This window comes from Leifsonia xyli subsp. xyli str. CTCB07 (assembly GCF_000007665.1).
In the GTDB taxonomy this organism is placed as follows: Bacteria; Actinomycetota; Actinomycetes; order Actinomycetales; family Microbacteriaceae; genus Leifsonia; species Leifsonia xyli_C.
In genome coordinates this window covers 1,762,643-1,785,275 of sequence record NC_006087.1, presented here as the reverse complement: position 1 = coordinate 1,785,275, position 22,633 = coordinate 1,762,643, and the positions used below count along the sequence as shown (strand labels likewise).

Annotated in this window: 23 protein-coding genes, 1 tRNA gene and 1 pseudogene; 21 read left to right on the top strand and 4 right to left on the bottom strand. The window is 69.7% G+C overall.

Annotation, left to right across the window (positions count from 1 at the left end; all coding sequences use genetic code 11):
- The first annotated feature begins 74 nt into the window (after positions 1 to 74).
- Positions 75 to 1,370, top strand: a complete 1,296-nt coding sequence (gene hisS / locus LXX_RS08475) for a histidine--tRNA ligase (protein WP_011186470.1) — start codon at positions 75 to 77, stop codon at positions 1,368 to 1,370.
- A gap of 59 nt (positions 1,371 to 1,429) precedes the next feature.
- Here hisS and LXX_RS14890 read toward each other — a convergent pair whose 3' ends face one another.
- Positions 1,430 to 1,975, bottom strand: a complete 546-nt coding sequence (locus LXX_RS14890; protein ID WP_223227627.1) for an IS3 family transposase — start codon at positions 1,973 to 1,975, stop codon at positions 1,430 to 1,432.
- A 202-nt stretch (positions 1,976 to 2,177) separates the two neighbouring features.
- Between LXX_RS14890 and eno the strand changes: the two genes are divergently transcribed.
- The 5 genes from eno to LXX_RS08445 all read left to right on the top strand — a co-directional run bounded on the left by eno (position 2,178) and on the right by LXX_RS08445 (position 7,547).
- On the top strand, positions 2,178 to 3,458 hold the full coding sequence (eno, locus tag LXX_RS08465; protein ID WP_011186468.1) for a phosphopyruvate hydratase: 1,281 nt from the start codon (positions 2,178 to 2,180) through the stop codon (positions 3,456 to 3,458).
- A gap of 314 nt (positions 3,459 to 3,772) precedes the next feature.
- Positions 3,773 to 4,306 carry an FtsB family cell division protein gene (locus LXX_RS08460; protein ID WP_011186466.1) on the top strand — a complete coding sequence of 178 codons (534 nt, stop codon included), beginning with the start codon at positions 3,773 to 3,775 and terminating at the stop codon, positions 4,304 to 4,306.
- The gene (locus LXX_RS08455) at positions 4,303 to 4,815 is read left to right on the top strand and encodes a DUF501 domain-containing protein (RefSeq protein WP_011186465.1); all 513 of its coding nucleotides are present in this window, start codon (positions 4,303 to 4,305) and stop codon (positions 4,813 to 4,815) included. Before LXX_RS08460 ends, LXX_RS08455 begins: the two co-directional genes overlap by 4 nt.
- Entirely contained in the window at positions 4,794 to 6,086 is a 1,293-nt protein-coding gene (locus LXX_RS08450) for a S8 family serine peptidase (protein WP_011186464.1), read from the top strand. Before LXX_RS08455 ends, LXX_RS08450 begins: the two co-directional genes overlap by 22 nt.
- Before the next feature lie 39 nt (positions 6,087 to 6,125).
- Entirely contained in the window at positions 6,126 to 7,547 is a 1,422-nt protein-coding gene (locus LXX_RS08445; RefSeq protein ID WP_011186463.1) for an NAD(P)/FAD-dependent oxidoreductase, read from the top strand.
- 155 nt (positions 7,548 to 7,702) lie between these two features.
- Here LXX_RS08445 and LXX_RS08440 read toward each other — a convergent pair whose 3' ends face one another.
- Positions 7,703 to 8,284 (bottom strand): IMPACT family protein, encoded by a 582-nt coding sequence (locus LXX_RS08440; protein WP_011186462.1) that lies wholly within the window; start codon positions 8,282 to 8,284, stop codon positions 7,703 to 7,705.
- Positions 8,285 to 8,488: 204 nt separating this feature from the next.
- On the opposite strand from LXX_RS08440, the gene LXX_RS08435 reads away from it, so the two are divergent.
- The 11 genes from LXX_RS08435 (at position 8,489) to LXX_RS14375 (ending at position 17,857) form a co-directional block, all read left to right on the top strand.
- Positions 8,489 to 9,517, top strand: coding sequence for a LacI family DNA-binding transcriptional regulator (locus tag LXX_RS08435; protein ID WP_041768404.1), 1,029 nt, complete (start codon positions 8,489 to 8,491; stop codon positions 9,515 to 9,517).
- Between the two features lie 103 nt (positions 9,518 to 9,620).
- Positions 9,621 to 10,163 carry a carbohydrate ABC transporter permease gene (locus LXX_RS15705; protein ID WP_223227626.1) on the top strand — a complete coding sequence of 181 codons (543 nt, stop codon included), beginning with the start codon at positions 9,621 to 9,623 and terminating at the stop codon, positions 10,161 to 10,163.
- Positions 10,111 to 10,461: a carbohydrate ABC transporter permease gene (locus LXX_RS15700; protein ID WP_223227625.1), complete on the top strand. Its 351-nt coding sequence runs from the start codon at positions 10,111 to 10,113 to the stop codon at positions 10,459 to 10,461. Before LXX_RS15705 ends, LXX_RS15700 begins: the two co-directional genes overlap by 53 nt.
- Positions 10,458 to 11,360 (top strand): carbohydrate ABC transporter permease, encoded by a 903-nt coding sequence (locus LXX_RS08425; RefSeq protein WP_011186460.1) that lies wholly within the window; start codon positions 10,458 to 10,460, stop codon positions 11,358 to 11,360. Before LXX_RS15700 ends, LXX_RS08425 begins: the two co-directional genes overlap by 4 nt.
- A 34-nt stretch (positions 11,361 to 11,394) precedes the next feature.
- Positions 11,395 to 12,690 carry an extracellular solute-binding protein gene (locus LXX_RS08420; protein WP_011186459.1) on the top strand — a complete coding sequence of 432 codons (1,296 nt, stop codon included), beginning with the start codon at positions 11,395 to 11,397 and terminating at the stop codon, positions 12,688 to 12,690.
- Between the two features lie 199 nt (positions 12,691 to 12,889).
- A complete protein-coding gene (locus LXX_RS15695; RefSeq protein WP_011186458.1) occupies positions 12,890 to 13,279 on the top strand; it encodes an ADP-ribosylglycohydrolase family protein in 390 nt (129 codons plus the stop codon).
- 314 nt (positions 13,280 to 13,593) lie between these two features.
- Positions 13,594 to 13,875: an ADP-ribosylglycohydrolase family protein gene (locus tag LXX_RS15690; protein WP_011186457.1), complete on the top strand. Its 282-nt coding sequence runs from the start codon at positions 13,594 to 13,596 to the stop codon at positions 13,873 to 13,875.
- Entirely contained in the window at positions 13,875 to 15,116 is a 1,242-nt protein-coding gene (locus LXX_RS08410; RefSeq protein ID WP_223227624.1) for an ADP-ribosylglycohydrolase family protein, read from the top strand. Before LXX_RS15690 ends, LXX_RS08410 begins: the two co-directional genes overlap by 1 nt.
- A gap of 34 nt (positions 15,117 to 15,150) precedes the next feature.
- Positions 15,151 to 16,092 carry a ribokinase gene (locus tag LXX_RS08405; RefSeq protein WP_011186455.1) on the top strand — a complete coding sequence of 314 codons (942 nt, stop codon included), beginning with the start codon at positions 15,151 to 15,153 and terminating at the stop codon, positions 16,090 to 16,092.
- 695 nt (positions 16,093 to 16,787) lie between these two features.
- Entirely contained in the window at positions 16,788 to 17,135 is a 348-nt protein-coding gene (locus LXX_RS14380; RefSeq protein ID WP_041767643.1) for a hypothetical protein, read from the top strand.
- Positions 17,132 to 17,857 carry a hypothetical protein gene (locus LXX_RS14375; protein ID WP_155806810.1) on the top strand — a complete coding sequence of 242 codons (726 nt, stop codon included), beginning with the start codon at positions 17,132 to 17,134 and terminating at the stop codon, positions 17,855 to 17,857. Before LXX_RS14380 ends, LXX_RS14375 begins: the two co-directional genes overlap by 4 nt.
- Here the strand turns inward: LXX_RS14375 and LXX_RS08395 are convergent.
- A tRNA-Leu gene (locus LXX_RS08395) sits at positions 17,828 to 17,901 on the bottom strand. The two genes, LXX_RS14375 and LXX_RS08395, sit on opposite strands and share 30 nt — an antisense overlap.
- Before the next feature lie 385 nt (positions 17,902 to 18,286).
- On the opposite strand from LXX_RS08395, the gene LXX_RS08390 reads away from it, so the two are divergent.
- The gene (locus LXX_RS08390; RefSeq protein WP_011186453.1) at positions 18,287 to 18,658 is read left to right on the top strand and encodes a YchJ family protein; all 372 of its coding nucleotides are present in this window, start codon (positions 18,287 to 18,289) and stop codon (positions 18,656 to 18,658) included.
- A gap of 3 nt (positions 18,659 to 18,661) precedes the next feature.
- On the opposite strand, the gene LXX_RS08385 is transcribed toward LXX_RS08390, so the two are convergent.
- The gene (locus LXX_RS08385) at positions 18,662 to 20,140 is read right to left on the bottom strand and encodes an antifreeze glycopeptide AFGP polyprotein (RefSeq protein ID WP_011186452.1); all 1,479 of its coding nucleotides are present in this window, start codon (positions 20,138 to 20,140) and stop codon (positions 18,662 to 18,664) included.
- On the opposite strand from LXX_RS08385, the gene LXX_RS12735 reads away from it, so the two are divergent.
- The 3 genes and pseudogenes from LXX_RS12735 (at position 20,119) to LXX_RS14370 (ending at position 22,616) form a co-directional block, all read left to right on the top strand.
- Positions 20,119 to 20,931, top strand: coding sequence for a hypothetical protein (locus tag LXX_RS12735; protein WP_141692807.1), 813 nt, complete (start codon positions 20,119 to 20,121; stop codon positions 20,929 to 20,931). The genes LXX_RS08385 and LXX_RS12735 overlap by 22 nt on opposite strands.
- Before the next feature lie 224 nt (positions 20,932 to 21,155).
- The gene (locus tag LXX_RS08380; RefSeq protein ID WP_011186451.1) at positions 21,156 to 21,722 is read left to right on the top strand and encodes a LemA family protein; all 567 of its coding nucleotides are present in this window, start codon (positions 21,156 to 21,158) and stop codon (positions 21,720 to 21,722) included.
- A gap of 7 nt (positions 21,723 to 21,729) precedes the next feature.
- Positions 21,730 to 22,616: pseudogene (locus LXX_RS14370) on the top strand (M48 family metalloprotease).
- The last annotated feature ends 17 nt before the right edge of the window (positions 22,617 to 22,633 follow it).

Genomic DNA, 22,633 nt, shown 5'->3' with positions numbered 1-22,633 from the left:
GCGCTCGCCGCTGAATCGGGCGTCTGCGGGGGCGCGGGAGGACAGCGAACGCAACTGATGGAAGAATCGGAGGTATGGCGTCTCCGATCACCCCTCCCCGCGGCATGCGTGACTTCCTCCCGGCCGAGAAGGCCCGCCGAGAGCACGCGCTGGGGGTGATCCGGCGCAGTTTCTCGGCGCACGGTTTCGACGAGATCGAGACGCCGGTGGCCGAAGATGTCGCGCGGCTGCACGCGGGACTCGGCGGCGACAACGAGAAGCTCGCGTTCAGCGTCCTGAAGCGCGGTCTCAGCGGAGACGACCTGCGGGCGGCGATCGAGTCCGGGGACACGCTCTCGCTGTGCGACCTCGGACTCCGCTTCGACCTCACCGTTCCGCTCGCCCGCTTCTTCGCGAGCCACCGCGCCGAGCTGTCGCCGGTGTTCCGGTCCCTCCAGATCGCGCCGGTGTGGCGGGCGGAACGGCCGCAGAAGGGGCGCTACCGGCAGTTCGTGCAGTGCGACATCGACATCGTAGGCGAAGCGTCGCAGCTGGCGGAGGCCGAGCTGATCACGGCGACGGCGGCGACGCTGGACGCGCTGGGGCTGAAGGACTGCACGATCCGCGTCAACGACCGCCGCATCCTGAACGCACTGCTCCAGCACTGTGGTTTCGCGGAAGCGCGCTGGCCGCGGGCGCTGATCTCGATCGACAAACTCGACAAGATCGGGGCGGAGGGCGTGGTCGCCGAGCTGAGCGAGGGCGCCGCGGACGCCGCGGCCGCGCTCGGTGGCGTTCTGGCCGGGTTCGAGCCGCACCTGGCCGATGGCGGGGTGGAGCTGACGGCCCAGGCGATCTTGCGCATCCTCCCTGCGGGCGTGGACACCGCTGCGATCGGCGAGCTGGAGACGCTGGCCCACGCGCTCGGCGCGCTGCCCACGGGGGTGCGGCTGCGGTTCGATCCGAAGCTGGTGCGTGGGATGGGCTACTACACCGGTGTCATCTTCGAGATCGCGCACCCGGGTTCCGGCAGCTCGGTCGGCGGCGGCGGCCGCTACGACGGCATGATCGGGCGCTTCCTCGGCACAGAGGTGCCCGCCTGCGGCTTCTCCATCGGCTTCGAGCGTGTGGTCGACCTCATTGAGTTGCCGGAGAGCGCCGGACCCGATTCGGTCGTGCTCGTGTATGACCCTGCGATGCCGATCGGCCGGCTGCTCGCGATCAAGTCGGATCTCGCCGCCGCCGGTCGCCGGGTGCGTCTCGACCGCCGCGCGAAGAATCTGAAGGCGGTGCTCGACCGCGCCGCCGCCGCCGGGTTCCGCTCCTTCGCCTTCGTGGACGCGGACACCCCCGCCGTCGCTCTCGATCTCAAACCCCTGACCGAGCTGTAGCCCCCACCTGCTCCGTCCCCATCTGACCTGCCCCACGGTTTTGGTTCCAGTTCCGGTGGCTAGCTGTTCGACCCGTGGTCCGCGTGATGGATTAGACTGGTGAGATCGCCACCGGCACCCCACGCGGCCATGTCGAGCGCCTGCATCGGCAGGATCTCTGACCGTAGCGTGGCGGCGACGTTCCAACCGACGATCCGGCGCGAGTAGACATCCGTGACGAACGCGACGTAAGCGAAGCCGGACCACGTCGCGACGTAGGTGACGTCACAGACCCAGAGCCGCCGCGGCGCGGGCGCCGTGAAGCGGCGGTTGACCAGATCGGCCGGTAGCACGGTGGTCTTATCGGAGTGTGTGGTGAGCACCCGCTTCGACTTGCGCACCCCGCGCACTCCCGCGAGGCGCATGAGCCGCTCGGTCTGATCGCGGCCGATGACCCACCCTTGCCGGCGCATCAACGCATGCATCTTGCGGCGACCGTAAAAGCCGTAGTTCTCCGCGTGCAACCGAGTGACCTCCGGAACGAGGAGGTAATCTCTCAGTTGCCGGGCAGATGGCGCCCGCCCAATAGCGGCGCGATAGCCGAGAGAGGTGAGGAAGCCCTGCACTACCGGTCGGAGGACACGGCAGATGAACTTGACTCTGCAAGGTTGCTTCGCTGATACCGAAGTCGGTCGCGAGCTGCTTGATAGTGACGCCGCTCTCGCGGCGCGCCGGGAGCGCTCTCCCCCGTCGGGATCGGCCACGAGCGCGGCCGGGAAACGTCACTAGACTGATCGGGAAACCACGAAAACCACCAAGGAGACTGTTGTGGCTGCAATCGAAGCTGTAGGAGCTCGCGAGATCCTCGACTCGCGCGGAAACCCGACCGTCGAGGTCGAGGTGCTCCTCGAAGATGGCACGGTCAGCCGCGCCGCCGTCCCGTCCGGCGCGTCCACCGGCGCGTTCGAGGCCTACGAGCTCCGCGACGGCGACAAGGGCCGCTACCTGGGCAAGGGTGTCGAGAAGGCCGTGGATGCCGTGCTCGACGAGATCGGCCCGGCCATCGAGGGCTTCGAGGCCAGCGACCAGCGCATCGTCGATGAGGCGATGATCGAACTCGACGGCACCGACAACAAGAAGCGCCTGGGCGCTAACGCCATGCTCGGTGTCAGCCTCGCAGTCGCGAAGGCCGCCGCCGACTCCGCCGACCTGCCGCTGTTCCGCTACCTGGGCGGCCCGAACGCGCATGTCCTGCCCGTCCCGATGATGAACATCATCAACGGCGGCGCGCACGCGGACACCGGCGTCGACATCCAGGAGTTCATGATTCTCCCGATCGGCGCCGAGACCTTCTCCGAGGGCCTGCGCTGGGGCGTGGAGACCTACCACTCGCTCAAGGCGCTGCTGAAGTCGAAGGGCCTGAACACCGGCCTGGGCGACGAGGGCGGCTTCGCCCCCGAGCTGGAGCACAACCGCGCTGCGCTCGACCTGATCGCCGAGGCCATCGAGAAGGCCGGCTTCACCGTCGGCTCGCAGATCGCGCTCGGCCTCGACGTGGCCTCCACCGAGTTCTTCGAGAACGGCGTCTACCGCTTCGAGGGGCAGGACCGCACCGCGGCCGAGATGAGCGCCTACTACACCGATCTCGCGAACAACTACCCGCTGGTCTCCATCGAGGACCCGCTGGCCGAGGACGACTGGGAGGGCTGGGCGCACCTGAACGCCGAGATCGGCTCGACGCTGCAACTCGTCGGCGATGACCTGTTCGTCACCAACCCGAAGCGCCTGGCGCAGGGCATCCAGCAGAAGGCCGCGAACAGCATCCTGGTCAAGGTGAACCAGATCGGCACCTTGACCGAGACGCTGGACGCGGTCTCGCTCGCCCAGCGCAGCGGTATGACCGCCGTCCTCTCGCACCGCTCCGGCGAGACCGAGGACACCACCATCGCCGACCTCGCCGTCGCCACCGATTCCGGCCAGATCAAGACCGGCGCCCCGGCCCGCTCCGAGCGCGTCGCGAAGTACAACCAGCTGCTCCGCATCGAGGAGGAGCTGGGCGAGGCCGCTGTCTACGCCGGCCGTTCGGCGTTCCCCCGTTACCAGGGCTGAGCCGCCCCGCGCGCTCTGGAGGCTCCGTCTGTGCGCCGGAGCCTCCGCGCTGCGGACCACCCGTCCTGTTCGCCGCCCGGGACGCCCGTCGCGCGTTCCGGGCGTAAGACGCCCGGGCGGCCGGGCTCGCCTTCGCCGTCGTGGGCGTGGCCCTGCTCACGCTCGCCGCCGCCCGCTTCGCGGCCATCCTGGCAACCGCATGACCGGTCGCCTCGACACCCCGCCCCGGCAGCGGCCCCGTGCCGCCGATCGTCTACGATTGTCCTGGGGCCCCGCCGCCCCTTTCCACATCCGCCGAGCCGTCGGGAGGGGCCATGGCTAAGCCGCGCACACGCCGCGTCGCCGCCGCGTTCTCCGCCCCGGGCGCGGCCGGACTCTGGTTGCGCGGCATCCACTTCTCGGCGTTCTCGCTCATGATGATGGGCGTGCTTGTGCTGGCGGTGGTCATCCTGGCGCCGACCACGCAGGCGTTCATCGCGCAGCGGCAGCAGATCGCCGACCAGCAGGCTGCGGTCGACAAGCTCTCGGCGCAGGTCGGCGAGGTCGCATCGCAGCGCGCGCGGTGGAACGACCCCAGCTATATCCGCGCGCAGGCCCGCGACCGGCTCTACTACGTGATGCCGGGCGAGGTCAGCTACCTGGTCATCGACGACCGGCAGCCGGCGGCTCAGAAGCAGGAACAGCCGGTCAGCTCGAAGCTGCAGGAGACGAAGACCGATTGGGTGGGTTCGCTGTTCGCCTCGGTCATGGGCGCAGGCCTGACCGAAGCGACGCCCCAGCAGCTCAGCGGCACGCCCGCATCGACTCCCGCCCCGACGACCCCGTCCAGCACCGAAGGCAAGCGATGACCAGACCGCCCTTCGACCCCGTGACCGACGAGGACATCGCCGTCGTCAGCGAACAGTTGCGCCGCCCGGCGCGTGGCGTGGTCGGCATCGCCGCCCGCTGCGTCTGCGGCCGGCCGACGGTGGTCTCCACCTCGCCGCGCCTGGACGATGGGACGCCGTTCCCGACTTTCTACTACCTGTCGCATCCGGCCGCCACGGCCGCGATGTCGCAGCTGGAGGCGACGCAGGTCATGGCCGAGTACAACGACCTGCTCGCCGCCGACGAGGAGGTGCGGCGTGGCTTCGGGGCTGCGCACGAGCAGTACCTCGCCGACCGCGATTCGGTCGCGGCGGTCGCGGAGATCGCGGGCATCTCCGCGGGAGGGATGCCCTCCCGGGTGAAGTGCCTGCACGCTTTGGCCGCGCACGCTCTCGCCGCCGGACCCGGGGCGAACCCCATCGGCGACCTCGCGCTCGCGCGCGGCGGCTGGTCTCCGGAGGTGTGCGAGTGCAGGATCGACGCCGGCTGAGCGGCGGAGGCCGCGTCGCAGCGCGGATCTCGGCGACCCTGGCGGCTGCGCTGGCCCTCACGCTCGTCGCGCCCACGGCGGTCTTCGCCGACCAGGTCCGCGCTCTCGAGTACTGGCTGAGCGACTACGGATTCCAGCGGGCCTGGAACACGACGCGCGGCGCTGGGGTCAAGGTCGCCGTGATCGATACCGGCGTGGACGGCCGCTTCCCCGACCTCGCCGGCGCGGTGGTCGGCGGCACGGATGTCTCGGGCGTCGGGTATCCGGACGGGCAGAAGCCGCTCGGCGCGGGCGACGAAGCGAACCACGGCACCTGGGTCGCCTCCCTGCTCGCCGGTCGCGGCACAGGCAGAGGGAATGGCGTTCTCGGCGCGGCTCCGGAAGCCAGCGTCCTGACCGTTTCGATCGCGCTCGGGACGGCGACCGGTGCGGTCGGCAGCGACGAGCAGATCGCCAGCGCTGTGCGCTGGGCCGTGGACAACGGCGCGAGCGTGATCAATATGTCGCTCATGCGCAACACGCTCGACTGGCCGGCGAGCTGGGACGACGCCTTTCAGTACGCCTTCTCGCACGATGCCGTCGTGGTCGCCGCGGCGGGCAATCGGGGGAGCGGGACCACGGAGGTGGGAGCGCCCGCCACCATCCCCGGGGTGCTCACCGTCGCGGGCGTCGACCGTGCCGGGACCGCGAGCTTCGACGCCTCCTCGCAAGGCATCACCGTCGGGGTCTCCGCGCCGAGCGAGCAACTTGTGGGGGTGAGCCCGGGCGGCGGGTATGTGCAGTGGGCGGGCACATCCGGCGCAGCGCCCCTGGTCTCGGGCGCGGTGGCGCTGGTGCGGGCGGCGCATCCCGAACTGAAGGCGGCGGATGTCATCAACCGGATCGTCAAGACCGCGCGCCCGGTCGGCGCTCCGGTGCCGAGCCTGATCTACGGGTTCGGACTGCTGGATGCGGCAGCGGCCGTGACGGCGGAGATCCCGCGGGTCACGGCGAACCCGATGGGCGACCTGGGCGAGTGGGTCCGCATCCACCGGCGCGCCGAGGCGACAGCAGCCCCGGAGCCCGGCGACGGTGGGGCGCAGGCCGCGCCAGCGCCCCAGAGACTCGCCCCCGAACGCCCGGCGGTGTGGACGCTGTTCTTGTGGCCGCTGTGGAGCCTCTTCACGACCTTCTGGCTCCCGTTCGCTCTGATCAGCGGTTTTCTGGCTCTGCTGGGCCTTGGCGGAGTCGGCGCGAGGAAGCATTTCAGGCGAACGCCGACCAGGGAGTAGATTAACTCCATCACTTTCGTGTTGAGGAGACCCATTATTGTGCCCAAAATCCTGATCGTCGGTGGTGGATACGCTGGTTTCTACACGGCGTGGAAGCTTGAGAAGCAGCTGCGCAAGGGTGAGGCTGAGGTCACGATGGTTGACCCGCTGCCCTATATGACCTACCAGCCGTTCCTCCCGGAAGTGGCCGCCGGTTCCATCGAGCCCCGTCACGCCGTGGTCGCTCATCGCCGTCACCTCGCGACGACGAACGTCATCACGGCGAAGGTCACCTACATCGACCACGCGAAGAAGACGGCGACCATCCAGCCGGCCATCGGCGAGGCGTACGAGTTCGAGTACGACCAGGTCGTGGTCACGGCGGGCGCGGTGTCGCGCACCTTCCCGATCCCGGGCGTCGCGGACCAGGCCGTCGGCCTCAAGACGATCGAGGAGGCCGTGTACATCCGCGACCGGCTTCTCGCGAATTTCGACAAGGCCGCAGCGCTCCCGGCCGGTCCCGAGCGCGACCGGCTGCTGACCGTCGTCGTCGTTGGCGGAGGCTTCGCCGGCATCGAGATCTTCGCTGAGCTGCGCTCGTTCGCCAGCGCCCTGCTCGCGAAGTACCCGGAGCTCTCGTTCGAGGACACGCGCTTCCACCTGATCGAGGCGATGGGCCGGATCATGCCGGAGGTTTCACTGCCGACGAGTCACTGGGTGATCAAGAACCTGGCTGAGCGCGGTGCCCAGATCCATCTGGAGACCCAGCTCACCAGCGCGGTGGACGGCCGCATCGAGCTCTCCACGGGCGAGTCGTTCGAGTCCGACCTCATCGTCTGGACCGCCGGTGTCATGGCGAACCCGACGGTGGTCCGCCACACCGACCTCCCGATCGAGGAACGTGGTCGTGTCCGCACTCGGGCCGACCTCCGTATCGGCACCGACGAGGAATTCGTGTCCGGAGCCTGGGCTGCCGGCGATGTCGCGGCCGTGCCCGATCTGACCGGCGCCGGTGTCGGCGGTTTCTGCGTGCCCAACGCGCAGCACGCCGTCCGTCAGGCGAAGCTCCTCGCGAAGAACCTCATCGCGGACCTGCGCGGCGAGCTTCCGCGGCAGTATTACCATAAGAGCCTCGGCGCTGTCGCCGGCCTCGGTCTCGGCATCGGCGTGCTCCAGTCCGGCAAACTCGCGATCAAGGGCGTCCTCGGCTGGTTCGCCCACCGCGGCTACCACGGTCTCGCCATGCCCAGCTGGGAACGCAAGTGGCGCGTCCTGTGGGGCTGGTGGAACAACTTCTGGCTCAGCCGCGACATCGTCTCGCTTCCCGGCCTCTCGCAGCCGCGCGCCGCGTTCGAGGAGTTCGCTGCCCGTCCGAAGCCGGCCGTCGAGGCCGCTCCGGCGCAGGCGCCGAAGAAGGCTGCCGGGTCGAAGGCCGCGGCGAAGCCGGACACGAAGGAGCCCGCTGAGGTCACGGCGACGTAGCCGTATCCTCGCGAGCTGCCCGATCCCCGAGCGGACCGGGCAGCTCGCACCGTGCAAGGTCCACGCCATCGCGGGCGGCGTCGGCGCCGCCGTCCGCTCCCCAGCCGGGACGGTGTCTCTCCGGCGTCAGCGGAGCGAATCCGGCAGGACCCGATTCAGAGCCAGCGGACCCGGCCTCGGCTGAGATCGGCGACGGCCTCTTTCGCGGACGGCGCCCGTGTCTCGGGGAGGCGCAGCGTCAGCAGCACCTCTGCGCCGTATTCCGGTTCGGCCACCGTGAACGATTCGCCCTCCGCCCACCGCTTCACGGTTTCCGCGTCGGTGTAATCGGCCGCGAGCCGCAGCGTCGCCTCCGGGATGCGCTCCACTGTGCCCGCTCCGGCCAGCGCTGTCGCGATCGCGTCGGTGTACGCCCGTACGAGTCCGCCCGCTCCGAGCTTCACACCGCCGAAGTACCGGACGACGACGCCGAGCATGCCGTCGAGGTCGTGGGAGCGTAGCACTTCGAGGATGGGCCGTCCGGCCGTGCCGGAGGGCTCGCCGTCGTCGGACATCCCGGACTGGCCGCCGGCGAGGAGTGCCCAGCAGATGTGCGTCGCGCCGGGGTGCTCGGTTCGGAGGGCATCGACCGCGGCCAGAGCGTCCACACGGCTGGCGACAGGGAGCGCCTGGGCCAGGAAGCGGCTCTTCCGGATCTCCAGCTCCGCGCTTGCGGGTGCGGCGAGGGTGCGGGGCATGTGACTACGGTAGCGGGCGGAGCCTGCGCGCTTGATCCCTCTCGCCGTTGACACGGTCCGGCGTCAGGGGCTCCGGCGCGCGGGTGTCCGCGGTCGGCTTCGCTGTGGGCGGGTTCGCACAGGGTTGACTTGCGGAGCCGAATCGGTGCGGCTATGCTCCTCGTAAACGTTTACAAACCTGACGATGATGTTGAGGGAGTGCTCATGGTCGAGACTCGCAAGTCCACGTTGGTGCTGGTCGCGGAGCGCGCGGGGGTCTCGATCGCGTCGGTGTCGCGGGTGCTGAACGGGTTGCCGGCGTCCGCGAGTGTGACGGAGCGGGTGCGGGAGGCGGCCGATGCGCTCGGCTATGTGCCGGACGCCAGCGCGCGGACGTTGAAGACGGGCCGCACGGATCAGATCGCGTTCGCGGTGGCGGATGTCGGAAACCCGGTCTACGTGCAGATGATGCACGAGGTCTCCCGGGTGGTGGCGAAGGCCGGCTACCGGCTGGTGCTGTCCTCGACCGGAAACGACCCGCAGGATCAGATCGAGCTGCTCACGAGTCTCAACCGGGGGTACGCGGATGGGCTGCTGCTGAGCCCGCTGCGGGTCACGGAGCCGCTGGTGGAGGCGCTGCGGTCGAGCCGGTTGCCGATCGTCATCATCGGTTCGCTGCCGTCCGGGGTGGAGCTGGACAATGTGCGGGCGGACTCGGTCGCGGGCAGCGGGCTGGCGGTGGAGCATCTGGTCGAGCAGGGCCGCAAGCGCATCGCGTTCGTGAACGGCCCGGTCGACACGGTTCCGGGCGCGGCGCGTCTGAGCGGATACCTGGCGTCGATCGAGCGGTTCGGACTGGCGACGAGCGCGGATGTGCAGGTCACGGCGTCCGACTTCACTTTCAAGGCGGGGCGCAAGGCTGTCAGGCGGATGCTGACGCAGTCGTCGCCGGACGCGATTGTGTGCGCGAACGATCTGCTGGCGGTGGCGGCGCTCAAGGAGCTGACCGGCCGCGGGCTGCGGGTTCCGGAGGACGTCGCTGTGGTGGGGATGGACGATACGGACGCGGCGGAGCTTGCGAACCCGTCCATCACGAGCGTCGACCTCGGCTCGGCCAAGCGGGACAAGGCCGCGGCGAAGCTGCTGATCCGCCGGCTGGGCGACCCCCACGCCAGCGTGAAACAGGTGGTGATCGAGCCGCGGCTCTCGGTCCGGGAGTCGTCCGTGCGCGCGAACGCCGAGGTGATCGTGTGACGGCCGCGGCTCCTCTCGCGCTGACACCGCCAAACCGCGCAAGCCTCGGCGGCGCAACCGCGGTGGCCCGGCTGGTGGCGGCGGAAGGGACGCCTGGCTGCTGGTGCTGCCCGCGCTGATCCCGGTGGTGCTGTTCAGCGTGTACCCGCTGGTGCAGGGCATCCTGTTCGGCTTCACCGACGCGCGCGCCGGGCTGAACCTGCCGGTGAACTTCAACGGTGTCGACAACTACGTGAAACTCAGCGGCAACACGCTGTTCTGGAACTCGTTCGGGATCGGCCTGGTCTGGGCATTCAGCGTGACCATCTTGCAGTTCTTTGCGTCGCTGGGTTTGGCGCTGCTGCTCAACCTCGATCTCCGGCTGCGCTGGCTGGCCCGCACGCTGGCTCTGGTGCCGTGGGCGATGCCGCCGGTCATCATCGCGATCATGTGGCGGCTGATGCTGAACCCGAGCTATGGGCCGATCAACCAGGGGCTGGACGCCCTCGGCCTGCCCAGCGAAATCAACTGGCTGGGCGATGCGTCGATCGCTCTGCCGGCGGTGATCGTCGTCGGCGTCTGGGCGGGGATGCCGCAGACCACGGTCACACTTCTTGGCCGGGTTGCAGAACGTCCCGGCGGAACTGCACGAGGCCGCCGCCATTGACGGGGCGACCACCTGGAGCCGGTTCTGGCACGTCACACTGCCAGCGTTGCGGCCGATTGTCGTGGCGATCACGACGCTCGACCTGATCTGGAACTTCAACTCCTTCGCCCTGGTGTTCGTGCTCACGGCCGGCGGCCCGGGCGGCACCACGATGCTGCCGATGCTGTTCGCCTACAACGAGGCCTTCCGCTACGGGAACTTCGGCTACGCGGCGGCGATGGGCAACGTCATGGTCGTGGTGATCGCGATTTTCCTGTTCGTCTACCTGCGAGGCCAGCTGAGGAGCCGGAACGCATGACCGCCATCGCCACCAAAACCCCCGCACCCCGACGCCGCACGCCGGCGCCGCACAGCGCCTCGATCCGCCGCTCGCGGAGGATCGGCCGGCCCCTGCAGTACGTCGCGCTCGTCCTCTACATCGTCTTCCTGGGCTTCCCGCTGCTGTTCCTGCTCACCACCGCGTTCAAGACGCCGCAGGAACTGCAATCGCCGAACCCCGGATTCCTTCCCACCAGCCTCAACGGGGACAACTTCGCGCAAGCCATCGAGAAGGCCAATCTGTTCGCCGCGGCCGGCAACAGCCTGATCGTGGCGGTGGCGACCACAGCGCTGGTCACCGCGATCTCGCTGCCGGCCGCCTACGCGCTGGCCCGGTTCCGCACGAAGCTGCGCGGCATCGCGACGAGATGGATTCTGCTCAGCCAGGTGTTCCCCTTCATCCTGATCATCATTCCGCTGTTCCTGGTGCTGAAGAACATCGGGCTTGTCAACAATCTGCTGGGGCTCATCCTGGTCTACACCGTGTGGTCGCTCCCGTTCGCCCTCTGGATGCTGCAAGGCTACGTGGAGGGAATCCCGGTGGAGCTCGAAGAGGCCGGCGCGATGGACGGGGCGACCCGGTTCCGCACGCTGCGCACCATCGTGCTGCCCCTGCTCGCGCCCGGACTGGTCGCGACCAGCCTGTTCACCTTCATCTCGGCCTGGAACGAATTCTTCTTCGCCCTCGTCCTCATCCAGGACCCCGCCCTGCAAACCCTGCCGCTGTCGCTCGCCCGCTTCGTCGGCGCGGAGGGGCAGGTGCAGCTCGGACAGCTGGCGGCGGCGTTGCTGCTGGCGACCGTCCCGAGCCTGGTCTTCTTCCTCATCATCCAGAAACGTCTGACCTCCGGGCTGCTCAGCGGCGCGGTCAAGGGCTAGACCCTCCCCGACAACCATCGAAAGAGAGAAAGCAATGCGCACTCGAACCTTCGCCCGCGCGGGCGTCGCGCTGGCCGGCATCGTCGCCGCCTCCGTCGCGCTCTCCGGCTGTTCGTCCTCCGGCGGCCCCGACGCGGACAAAGGCGGAAAGGTCACGCTGACCTTCCAGTCCCTGGCCTACCAGGACACCACGGTGGCCGCCACGAAGAGCATCGTGGAGGAGTGGAACAAGGCGAACCCGGACATTCAGGTGAAGCTCCAGCAGGGCAGCTGGGACAATGTCCACGACCAGCTCGTGACGCAGTTCCAGGTCGGCACCGCCCCGGACATCATCCACGACGAGTCGGCCGACATCATGGGCTTCGCGAACCAGGGCTACCTCGCCGACCTCAGCGAACACGTGAGCGACGATGTGAAGAAGCAGGTCTCGAAGGATGTCTGGGGCGCGGTCACCACGGCCTACGGCAAGATCGTGGCCGCGCCGACACTGCTGCAATCCTACGTGGTGTTCTCGAACACGGACGCGTTCGCGAAAGCCGGCGTCGAGGTGCCGACCGGGAAGACCCTGAGCTGGGACGACTTTCAGAGCCTGTCGAAGAAGCTCACCGCGGACGGGACCTTCGGCGTCGGATGGGGGCTCAAGCAGCCCACCGCCGCGGTGATGAACCTCGCTCTGGGATTCGACGGCGGCTTCTTCGCCACCAAGGACGGCAAGACCAGCATCTCCGTCGGTGACGATGAGCTCCAGGTGCCCGAGCGCATCAACACGATGGCCTACAAGGACAAATCGTTGGACCCGGTTTCGCTCACCCAGAGCGGAACGGACGTGCTGCCCAGCTTCTTCGGCGGCAAAGACGCGATGTACCTCGGTGGCAACTATGTGGCCCAGCAGATCGCCGAGTCGGCGCCGGCCGGGTTCAACTGGACGGTGCTTCCGCCGCTGGCCGGGTCCGCGGGCGCGGCCCAGGCGGCCAACCCGCAGACGATGTCGGTGTCCGCGCAGAGCAAGCACGTCGAGCAGGCCGCGAAGTTCATCGACTACGTCATGAACGCCGGAAACCAGGCGAAGCTGGCCGAAGGCGACTGGCTCATCCCCGCCTCCGTCGCCGCCCGCGACCGCGTGGCCAAAGACACCGCGGGCAAGAACGGCTGGGAGACCATCCTCGCCTCGGGCGAAGAGCTGAAAGCCGCGCCGTTCCAGTCCGCGACGAACTACCCGCAGTGGAAGGACCAGTACTCCACCCCCGCGTTCCAGAAGTACTTCGCGAACTCGATCGGCCTCGATGAGCTGAAGAAGCAGCTGACCGACGGCTGGAACGCCCTCAACTGACCCGCGCACGCGGTGCGACGACTCGACCCTGACGTAAGAAGGAGCCTGAGGTAATGAAGGAGAACGGGATGGACTCGCTGGTTGACAAGGCGACGGGAGCGCTCGCGGGCGCGGCGGTCGGCGACGCGCTCGGGGGAGCGGCCGAGGGCAACACCCCGAGGCGATCCAGGAGCGCTATAGTGGGTTCATCGCGGGCATCGTGCCGCCGTTTCTGCCGGACTGGCGCACCGCCCGCCCGATCGCGCCGTACCACAAGGGCGACGGACATGTGACGGACGACACCCTGATGACGACGGCGCTGGTGGACGTGTACGACACTGTGCGCGACCACCTCGACGCCTACGCCATCGCCGACCACCTCGTGCCCTTGCTCATCGGCGAGAAGCGCTGGATTCCGGAGTTCGAGTCGGAGGGGCTGCTGCTGCACCGCATCTTCCTCGCGGAGAAGTGGCTGGTCGCCCGGCTGCACTACGGTCACATCGACCCGCGCGAGGCCGGCGTCGGCAACATCGTCAACTGTGGAGCCACCATGTATGTGGCCCCGATCGGCATCGTGAACGCCGGGAATCCGGAGAGCGCGTACGCCTAGGCCATCGACGTCGCCGGTGCGCACCAGTCCAGCTACGGCCGGGAGGCAGCGGGCGTCTACGCCGCCGCGGTTGCCGAGGCGATGCGGCCGGGCGCTAGCGTCGGCTCAGTGGTCGAGACCGTCCTGCGGCTGGCGAAAGACGGCACCCGGGACGCGATCGAGGCTGTCGCCGAGGCCGCCTCCCGGGTCTCCGACTGGCGCGGCGGCCTCGCCACGCTCCGCAGCGCGGTTGAGCCGTTCGACACGGTGGGGCCGCACTACCGGCAGCCCGCCCCGACGCCCGCATCCCGAGCCGCACCAAGGCGATCGAGGAGTTGCCGATCGCGCTTGGGATGCTCATCGCCGCCGAGGGGGGTTACCGGGAGGCCGTGCTCGGCTCGATCAACTACGGCCGCGACAGCGACTCCATCGCCGTCATGGCCGGCTCCATCGCCGGCGCACTCGGCGGGCTCGCCGCGGTTCCGGGGGAGTGGATCGACGGGGTGAACGAGGGCAGCCGTTCCGTCGCGCGCGACGTCTGGGCCGCCGATGCCGCGCGCGCGGCGGATGTCGCAGCGTTGCGCACCGGGTTCGCCGTGAGTCTTGAGGTGGCGTAGTGCTGCGCCTCAGCTGGACCCAGCCGGAGGATCTGCTGCCGCACGCCCTGGTCGCCGCCGCCCTCGACGGGAAGGCCATCGAGGGCATCCGCGCCCGCTGGCTGGCCGCGGGCGGGAGCGCGGAGGCCGCGGCGAGCGGGGCGACGCCCACGCCGGCGTCCCCGGCGCTGCGGGACCTCGCGCGCGAGCTGCTGGTCGAGGTGGACGCGCTGCCGACGCCGCCCGGGCTGGCCGAGATCCTCGCCGCCGCCCCGGGACCGGTTGCGATGACAGACCCGCGCTCCGCCGACCTGCCCGACCGCGTGCTCGGCGCGTGGCTGGGCCGGGCGGCCGGGTGCCTGCTCGGCAAGCCGGTCGAGAAGATCTCGCTGGCCGGCATCCGCGCCCTCGGCCGCTCGACCGGGAACTGGCCACTCGCTGGTTACTTCACCGAGCGCGGTCTCGACCCCGAGGTCGCCGCGCGGTACCCGTGGAACCGGCGCAGTCGGCCGACCAGCCTGGTGGAGAACATCGACGGGATGCCCGAGGACGACGACCTCAACTTTCCCCTCATCGCGCTCGGCCTCCTCGAAGCGCTCGGCCGCGACATCGGCACCGACGACGTGGCGACTTCCTGGCTGAACAATCTGCCCGGCGGGCGTGTGTTCACCGCCGAGCGGATCACCTACCGCAACCTCCTCGACGGCTGGGCGAACCCGGGTGACCCGGTGGCCGCCGCGAGCCTGGCCTGGCGGGACGCCCGGCTCAGCCACGGCCGCAACGGGCTCTACGGCGCCCTGTTCGCCGCCGCGGCCTGCGCGGCCGCGGTGACCGCCTCCTCCGTTGGCGACGTGATCGCGGCTGGGCTGAGCGTCGTCCCGGCCGGCAGCCGCTACGCCGCCGCGATCCGCCGCGGCGCCGAACTCGGCGCCGGTGACCTGGGCGACGAGGCGGCGGTCGACGCTCTGCACGCGGAGTTCGGGCACCTGCACTGGGTACACTCCCTCAACAACTCCGCCCTGCTGGCCTTCGCCCTCACCCGCGGCGACGGCGACTTCGCCCGCACGATCACCCTCGCGGTGAGCGGCGGCTGGGACACCGACTCTGTCGGGGCGACCGCCGGATCCATCAGCGGGGCGCTCACTGGCGCGGCCGGCCTGCCTGCCGCCTGGATTGACCCGCTGGACGACCGGCTCGCCAGCAGCATCCCCGGCTTGACTGTGCCCGCTTCAGCGAGCTGGCCGCGCGCACGCTGGCCGTGAGCACCGCGGCTGCCGCCTCCGTGGGGGTGCCGCGATGAGCGTCACCGTGCTGGGCAGCGCCAACCTCGACCTCGTCTATCGGGTCGAGCGCATCCCGTCGCCCGGAGAGACCGTCCTGGCCGCCGGCGCCGTGCCCGTCGGCAAAGGTAACAACCAGGTCACCGCGGTGGCCCGTTCCGGCGCCGACGCGACGTTCATCGCCGCCCTCGGCAAGGATGCCGCCGCCGAGCGGCTCATCGCCAGCCTCACCGAGTCAGGCGTTGCCCTGTGCCTCCGCCGGGTGGATGAGCCGACCGGGACCGCGGTCATCAAGGTGGACGAGGGCGCTGAGAACGCGATCGTGGTCGACGCAGGCGCAAACGGCGAATTGCTGCGCCTGACCTCCGGCGAGCGAGAGGCCATCGCAGCCGCAGACGCACTTCTGATGCAACTGGAGACTCCGGTCGAGACTGTGACCGAGGCGGCGCTCGCCGCCCGCGCGGCCGGGACCGCTGTGGTGCTCAACGCCGCCCCGATCCCCCCAGTGCCCGCCGAGCTGATGCAGGCCGTCGATCTGCTGATCGTCAACGAGCACGAGGCCGCCCGGCTCGCCGCCGCGGTCGCGGACGCGCCCGATCCGGCCGACGAGGAAGCGGTCGCAACTGTCCTCAGCGGTCTCGGCCTGGCGGTGATCGTCACGCTCGGCGCGCGCGGGGCCCTGGTCTGCGTGCCCGGCGAACCGGTCGAACCGGTCCCTGGCCTTCGCGTCGACGCGGTGGACACTACCGGCGCTGGCGACACCTTTTGCGGCGCCCTGTTGGCCGAGCTCGACCGCTCCGGCGCCTTCGTGGACGCGGGCGGCGACCTCCGCCGTTCCGCGCTGGTGGCGGCCGCGGCGTTTGCCACGGCCGCCGCCGCTCTCTCGGTGCAGTGTCCCGGCGCGGTGCTGTCCATCCCCACTCTCGAGGAGATTCACGATTTCCGCTCGTCTCGCTGACCCCGCCGTCGATCCCGACGAAGAGAACACCAACGATTTCGACCCGCTTGTCCCGCGGGCGATCGACCTCCCTATTTCGCTGCCGCCGAGCGGGATGATCGACCCGGCGGTCGGTGACATCGCCAAGGTGTTCGCTGCACCCGAGGACCCCGCCGACTGGCCGCGCTGGCGCGCCGGCCTCGCCGCCTGGCGCGACGAGGCCCGAGCACGTCTGGGCTATAGCGGCGCCGCTTACGAGCAGACCGAGACCGGCTGGGCGCGCAGCGCGTACAGCGTTGCCCAGGTGTGGCTGTGGGATGAACGGCTCTTCGACCATGAGCGGCAGTGCTTCACGGTTGAGGCGTTCCTCGCCGCCACTGCCGATCACGGCGGCTTCGACGGCATCGTGCTCTGGCACGCCTACCCGGTGGTCGGCATCGATGACCGCAACCAGTACGACTTCTACCGCGACGTCCCCGGACTGACCGGGCTGATCGCTGAACTGCACGAGCGTGGCATCCGCGTTTTCATCGACTACAACCCTTGGGACACTGGAACCCGCGGCGCGGCCGGAGATGACCCGACCGAACTGGCTGCGCTGGTCACGGAGCTCGGTGTGGACGGGGTGTTCCTGGACACGATGAAGGAGGGCGACACCCGCCTCATCGACGCGCTGCGCCGTCGCCCCCGCATCCAAAGCGGACGCGCTCGACGCCGTGACCGGCTGGCTGCGCGACCGAGAGGCAACGGGACCGATCCTCCAGGTGCGGGTCAACGCCGGAGCCGGCCACGAGATCGCCGCGCTCCGCGCCATCGGGGCAGAGGTCGAACTGCGCACCGACACCGAGCACGGCCGCCGCCTGGGCTGGATCGGCCGTGTGGCCGCGCATCCGAGTCAGCTGCCGGTGATCGCGGAGGTCTTCGCGACTTCGCCGGAGGAACTGGCCTGGGCGTCTGCGGTGCTCGCCGCGGTCGGCGATGGCGGTGTCGGAACCCTTCCCTCCGGCGAGATGGTCGACCCGGCCATGCTCGGCCGTGCCCGCGCGATCCTCGACCGGCGATGATCGCACACCACAGCCTCGCCAGCCCGACGCTCGGCGAGGAGTTGCGCGGCACCGTCGTGTGGCCCGAGACCCTGGCGCGCCTCCCGGTCGTCTCCCTTCTGCACGGCCGCGCAGACACAGCCGAGTCCTGGGAGCCGGTGCTCGGCGACCTGGCGCGCTGCCGCTCATCGACTCACAGGCGCAGCTCGCACCGGCGATCTTCGAGTGGATCGAGCGCTTCCACCCCCCGCGCCGGCACACGTCCCTCGGCGACCTCTGCCCTGCCGACTACGAAGCCCTTCACACCACCGCCGCAACCGCGGCATGATCAACGCACAAGAACCATCCGGGAAACCGGGGCAGGCTCCAAGTTCCAAGACCGCCTCCGCAGCGAACTCGACACCATCGACGCCCGCCTGGCCGAGCACCACAACGACTACTCCGAAGCCCGCACCCACATCGACGCCTGCCTCAACCTCGCCACCGACATGGGCGACATATACGCCAGCGCCGACAGCCAAACCCGCCGACTCATGAACCAGGCCTTCTTCACCCAAATCCTCATCGGCGAGAACCGCGAAACCGATTCCATCGCGGCCAAACCCTTCGGGCTCTACTTCGACAAGAACACCCAGCAAGCCGCGACCGAACGGGCAACCGGCGAAACCACCGACCCATTCATTCAGCCCCAGGTCGGAACGTCGAACATGAGGTGCCCCCAGCGGGATTCGAACCCACACTGAAGCGATTTTAAGTCGCCTGCCTCTGCCGATTGGGCTATGGGGGCCGAGCGTTTCCGTGAGCCGGCGGAGGTGCGCTTCGCTGGGTCACACGGCTGGGCCGGCAGGTTTCGGGGCCGAGTCTAGCCGGTTAGCGGTTGCGGTAGGGGGCCTTGGCCATCGCGACCAGGGCCGCCAGCACGCTGATGCCACCGCCGACGACGATGAGCCAGATGATACCGATGAACAAGCCTTCCATGCCTCTAAAGGTACACGGTGGGAGCTTGTGTGCGGTGGACGGAGGCTCAGCGTACGATCCGGATCGGTTCAACGGCTGAGCGGAGAGCCGAGGTGCGCGAAGGGGTGGTCGTGGAGGTGGCCCAGGGAGCGCACGATCAGCCTGGCGGCCATGGTTCAGGCGCGCAGATCGGCCGGGTCGTCTACACTCGCGGGGTGACCCTCCTGCACTGCCCCTGCACCAGCGGTGAGAGGTATGACGCCTGCTGCGGTCCTCTGCACGCGGGATCGCCCTCGCCGACCGCGGAGCGGTTGATGCGCTCCCGGTTCAGCGCGTTCGCGCTGGGCGACGGCGGTTATCTCCTGCGCATCTGGCACCTCTCGACGCGGCCCGGCGAGCTGCTCCTGGAGGACGGCCTCCGCTGGTATCGCCTCGACATCGAACGCACCGGGCGGGGCGGACCGTTCGACCGGGATGGCGTGGTCGCGTTCGCCGTGTACTACAAGGGCGTCGAGCGGGGCATCCAGCGCGAGACGTCGCGGTTCGTCCGCGAGGGGCGGGACTGGTATTACATCGCGGCGGTGTGACTCTCAGCGTGCCGGTTCGATGTAGCGCTCCCACAGCCACACGCTGACGCTCAGCACGGCGAACACCAGCGCGGCGGCGAGGATCGCGACGAGGTCTGTGCCGTTCTGGATGAGGGAGGCCACCGGTAGCAGGAGTGCGAACAGCATCGTGTACACGACCAGGTTCAGTCCGAGCCACAGCGGTCGCACCCACAGGAAAACCGCACGGCCAGGAAGCTGGCCGATCGGCAGGAGTGCGATGGCGGCGGACCCGATGCCCAGCAGCGAGAGCGCGTTCGCGAACTCGACGAAGAAGGCGGAGAACCCGCCCGAGGGTGACGGTAGTGCACCGACGGCGAGCCAGGCGAGCACACCGATGGCGGCGATGGCGGAGAGCTGCACGGTGGCGATCCGTCCGCGCGCCACCCGGGCGCGGCCATCCGGGAGGGGCACTCCCAACACCAGACCGAACAGCAGCGCGGGCTCGAACCCGAACAGACGCGACCCCACGGCCGTCGCCGCCACGGCCATGAGTAGGAGGGGCAGCACGACCACGGGAGGCGCTGCCCTGCCCAAGTGCCGCGCTGTCGCGCGCGCGGCGAGCACCCCGACTGCATTGACGGCGGCGACAGCCAGCGCGACGGCGAACAGCAGCCGGACGTAGGTGGCGGCATCCTGTACGGAAGCCGACAGAGTCACCAGAGCGGCGGCCACGACACCGGCGACCGGCGCCAGCCAGACCGGTTGGGGCGCGGTCGTCGCGGAGGGGGAGAGCCCGGAAACCTCCGATTTCGCGGAGCCCAGCGCCCAGCGTCGCCCGACGAGCGCTGCGTCGGCCTCGGCCAGCTCGGCCCGGGTGCGGTTGCGCCCGAAGATGGAGGGACGCGCGGAGCGCGGAGCGGCCCGCGAGCGGCGGCGCGCCAGCGTGGCCGCGAGCAGCTGAGCCGGCAAGGCGAGGAGCAGGAGCGCAGCTACGGCGAGAGCGAGCGAGCGGAGCCAGCCCGGAAAGGAGGCGGCGTCGACGGCGGGCGCGGAGGCCGTGGAGAACGGGGTTCCGGTCCAGCCCTTGGTGTCGGGGCGCACCGGTCCGGAGGGCGGTGCCGGCGCGGGGAGCACGGGCGCGGGGCGGGTCGGTGTGGGAGTCGGCGCGGGCCGGGCTGCCGATTTCCGGGAGGACGGCGGAGCGTTCGCGGCGGCGTCCTGAACCGTGACCGCGATGGTGTTGCTTCCGGCGCTGACGTTGCCGGCGGCGTCCCGCTGCAACGCCGAGACGCGGTACCCGCCGGGCGGCAGCGCGCCGCTGCACGACCAGACGCCGCCGGTGACGGGCGCGAAACAGGCGATGGTGGTGCTGGATGCGGTGCTCGCGTAGACGGTGACCTCGCCGCCCGGCTCGCCGGCGCCGCCGAAGCTGAACGCTCCGCCGTTGGCGACGGAGGCGTCCGGACGGGGCGCGGTGATGGGGGGCGGGCGGTGGGACGGTGTCGAGGACGATCGAGACACTGGCGCTGCGACCGGATCGTGTCGCCGAGAACGGGGCGACTTGCGTCGCGGTGATCGTGTGCCGGCCGTCCGGCATCCCGGCGATGACGCATCCCCAGGTTCCGGCCCCGTCTGCCGGGAACGTACACTGGGCGCCGGTCTCGGAGGCGACGGTCACGGTCGCGCCGGGGAACGCTGTCCCACGGATGCCGCCGCCGGTCGCCGTGCCGTCCGCGGTGGTGATCACCGGAGGCGAGAGCACCTGCACCTGCCAGCTGTCGGACAGCCCGGCGGCGCGGGATTCGGCGCGCACGGGCACGCGGCCGCCGTCCGGCAGGCGGCGGAGGGCGCAGCTGAAGCGGCCGTCTGCGGTCGCGGTGCAGGTGGCGTCCGGGCCCGGAGAGGACCCGCCCGAGACCGCGATGACGTCGCCGGGGCTGGCCGTTCCGGAGACGGTGAGCGGGAAGGAGACGACGAGGTCCGAGGGCGCCGGGTCGAGCCGCGGGGCAGACGGGTTCGGCGTCGGGCTCGGGGTGTCGGCGGAGGAAGAGCCGGCCTCGCCGGTGGACGAGACCGCTGCGGCTGCCCCAGCGGGCTCGGTCGGAGCGCTGAGCGCCATCGCCACCAGCAGCAGCGCGATGGGCGCAAAAGCGGATGCTCCCATCGCTCCCCGCGACCGGACCTGTGGCGGCATGTCCGACATGAATAGCTGCATTTCACCCTATTCCAAGCGCGGCGGACGCGCCTGTCAAATGGAATCGCGCTATTCGCGGCATACTGACACCTCGGTCCGCCTGCCCCATTCGCTGTGAAGAGGCTGCGGTCCCGGTGTTGCCGGAAAGGAGGACGCGGAGGGCGGAAGCGGCAGGAGAAGCGCTCTGTGAGCGGCGGAGGGAAGCAGCGCGTCGTGGGCGCCTGGCCATCCCCGGCGCGGTTGCTTCGAGTGTGATGGGAAGGGCGGGGGAGGCCCATTCGCCGCGGTTAGGATGGCACCAGCGCACCCTCACACAGCGCCCGCACGCAAGGAGTTCCCCTCATGGAATGGCTCATTCCGGTCATCATCGTCGCCGCGATCGCCGCGATCGTCGGAATCTACCTCTGGGCCACCTACAACTCGCTCGTCACCCTCAAGGTGCGCGTGGACGAGGCGTGGAGCGACATCACCGTGCAACTCAAGCGACGTGCCGATCTCATCCCGAACCTGATCGAGACGGTGAGAGCCTACGCGGCGCACGAGAAGGGCGTCTTCGAGTCCGTCACGCAGGCGCGCTCCGAGACGCTGACCGCTCAGACACCGGGTGAGGCGTCCGCGGCCGAGGGGCGCATGCAGACAGCTCTGAAGAGCATTTTCGCGGTGGCCGAGGCGTACCCGCAGCTGCAGGCCAGCCAGAACTTCCTGCGGCTCCACGCCGACCTGGTGGACACCGAGGACAAGATCCAGGCGTCGCGCCGTTTCTACAACGGCGGGGTCCGCGAGTTCAACACGAAGAACACGGTGTTCCCCAACAACCTTTTCGCGCGGCGGCTCGGATTCACCGAGCGCGAGTTCTTCGAGGTCGACAACCTGGCGGCGATCGCCGAGCCGCCGCGCGTGCAGTTCTAGGGCGGCGATGTACAGGGCGATCGCCAGGAACAAGCGCAACACCGTCTTCACGATTCTGCTGTTCCTGGTTCTCATTGGTGCGCTCGGCTGGCTGGGCGCTTACATCTACCGCAGCTGGACCATCCTGATCGTCGTGCTGGTGGGGGCAACGCTCTACGCCTCCAGTACTATCTGGCCTCCAGCCAGGCGCTCAGCATGTCGGGCGCCGTGCCGATCGCCAAGGCTGACAATCCACGCCTCTGGAACGTCGTGGAGAACCTCGCGATCACGACCGGCACCCCGATGCCCGCGGTGTACATTGTCGACGACCCCGCCCCGAACGCTTTCGCGACCGGGCGCGACCCGCAGCACGCCTCGGTCGCGGCCACCACCGGACTGCTGGACATCATGACGGATGCGGAGCTTGAGGGCGTCATGGCGCACGAACTCGGTCATGTCCGCAACTACGACATCTGGCTCTCGATGATCGTCTTCGGGCTCACGGTCGTATCGGCTTCGTCGCGGACCTGCTCTTGCGGATGGCGTTCTTCGGCGGCGGCAACCGCAACAACAACGGCGGAGGCGGCGGCAACCCCATCGTGCTCGTGTTCGGGCTCATCGCCGCGATCATCGCCCCGCTCGTGGCGACGCTCGTGCAGCTGGCTGTCTCCCGCCAGCGCGAGTACCTCGCCGACGCGACCGGCGCGATGACCACCCGCCACCCGGACGCCCTCGCGAGCGGCCCTGCTCAAGCTGGAGTCCCACGGTCGCCCCATGCGCCGCCAGAACAGCAGTATGGCCCACCTGTGGATCGCGGAGCCCCTCAAGCCCAGTCTCATGAGCCGCCTCTTCTCCACCCACCCGCCCATCCCGGACCGGGTCGAACGCCTCGAGAGAATGGGCGCCGGCTTCTGAGCTGCCCGCCCCCGCTG

Coding starts and splice junctions, on each gene's coding strand:
- hisS (WP_011186470.1), top strand. CDS start 75: ATGGCGTCTCCGATCACCCCTCCCCGCGGCATGCGTGACTTCCTCCCG.
- LXX_RS08460 (WP_011186466.1), top strand. CDS start 3,773: ATGGCTAAGCCGCGCACACGCCGCGTCGCCGCCGCGTTCTCCGCCCCG.
- LXX_RS08455 (WP_011186465.1), top strand. CDS start 4,303: ATGACCAGACCGCCCTTCGACCCCGTGACCGACGAGGACATCGCCGTC.
- LXX_RS08440 (WP_011186462.1), bottom strand. CDS start 8,284: ATGCCCCGCACCCTCGCCGCACCCGCAAGCGCGGAGCTGGAGATCCGG.
- LXX_RS08435 (WP_041768404.1), top strand. CDS start 8,489: ATGGTCGAGACTCGCAAGTCCACGTTGGTGCTGGTCGCGGAGCGCGCG.
- LXX_RS08425 (WP_011186460.1), top strand. CDS start 10,458: ATGACCGCCATCGCCACCAAAACCCCCGCACCCCGACGCCGCACGCCG.
- LXX_RS08420 (WP_011186459.1), top strand. CDS start 11,395: ATGCGCACTCGAACCTTCGCCCGCGCGGGCGTCGCGCTGGCCGGCATC.
- LXX_RS08405 (WP_011186455.1), top strand. CDS start 15,151: ATGAGCGTCACCGTGCTGGGCAGCGCCAACCTCGACCTCGTCTATCGG.
- LXX_RS14375 (WP_155806810.1), top strand. CDS start 17,132: ATGATCGCACACCACAGCCTCGCCAGCCCGACGCTCGGCGAGGAGTTG.
- LXX_RS08380 (WP_011186451.1), top strand. CDS start 21,156: ATGGAATGGCTCATTCCGGTCATCATCGTCGCCGCGATCGCCGCGATC.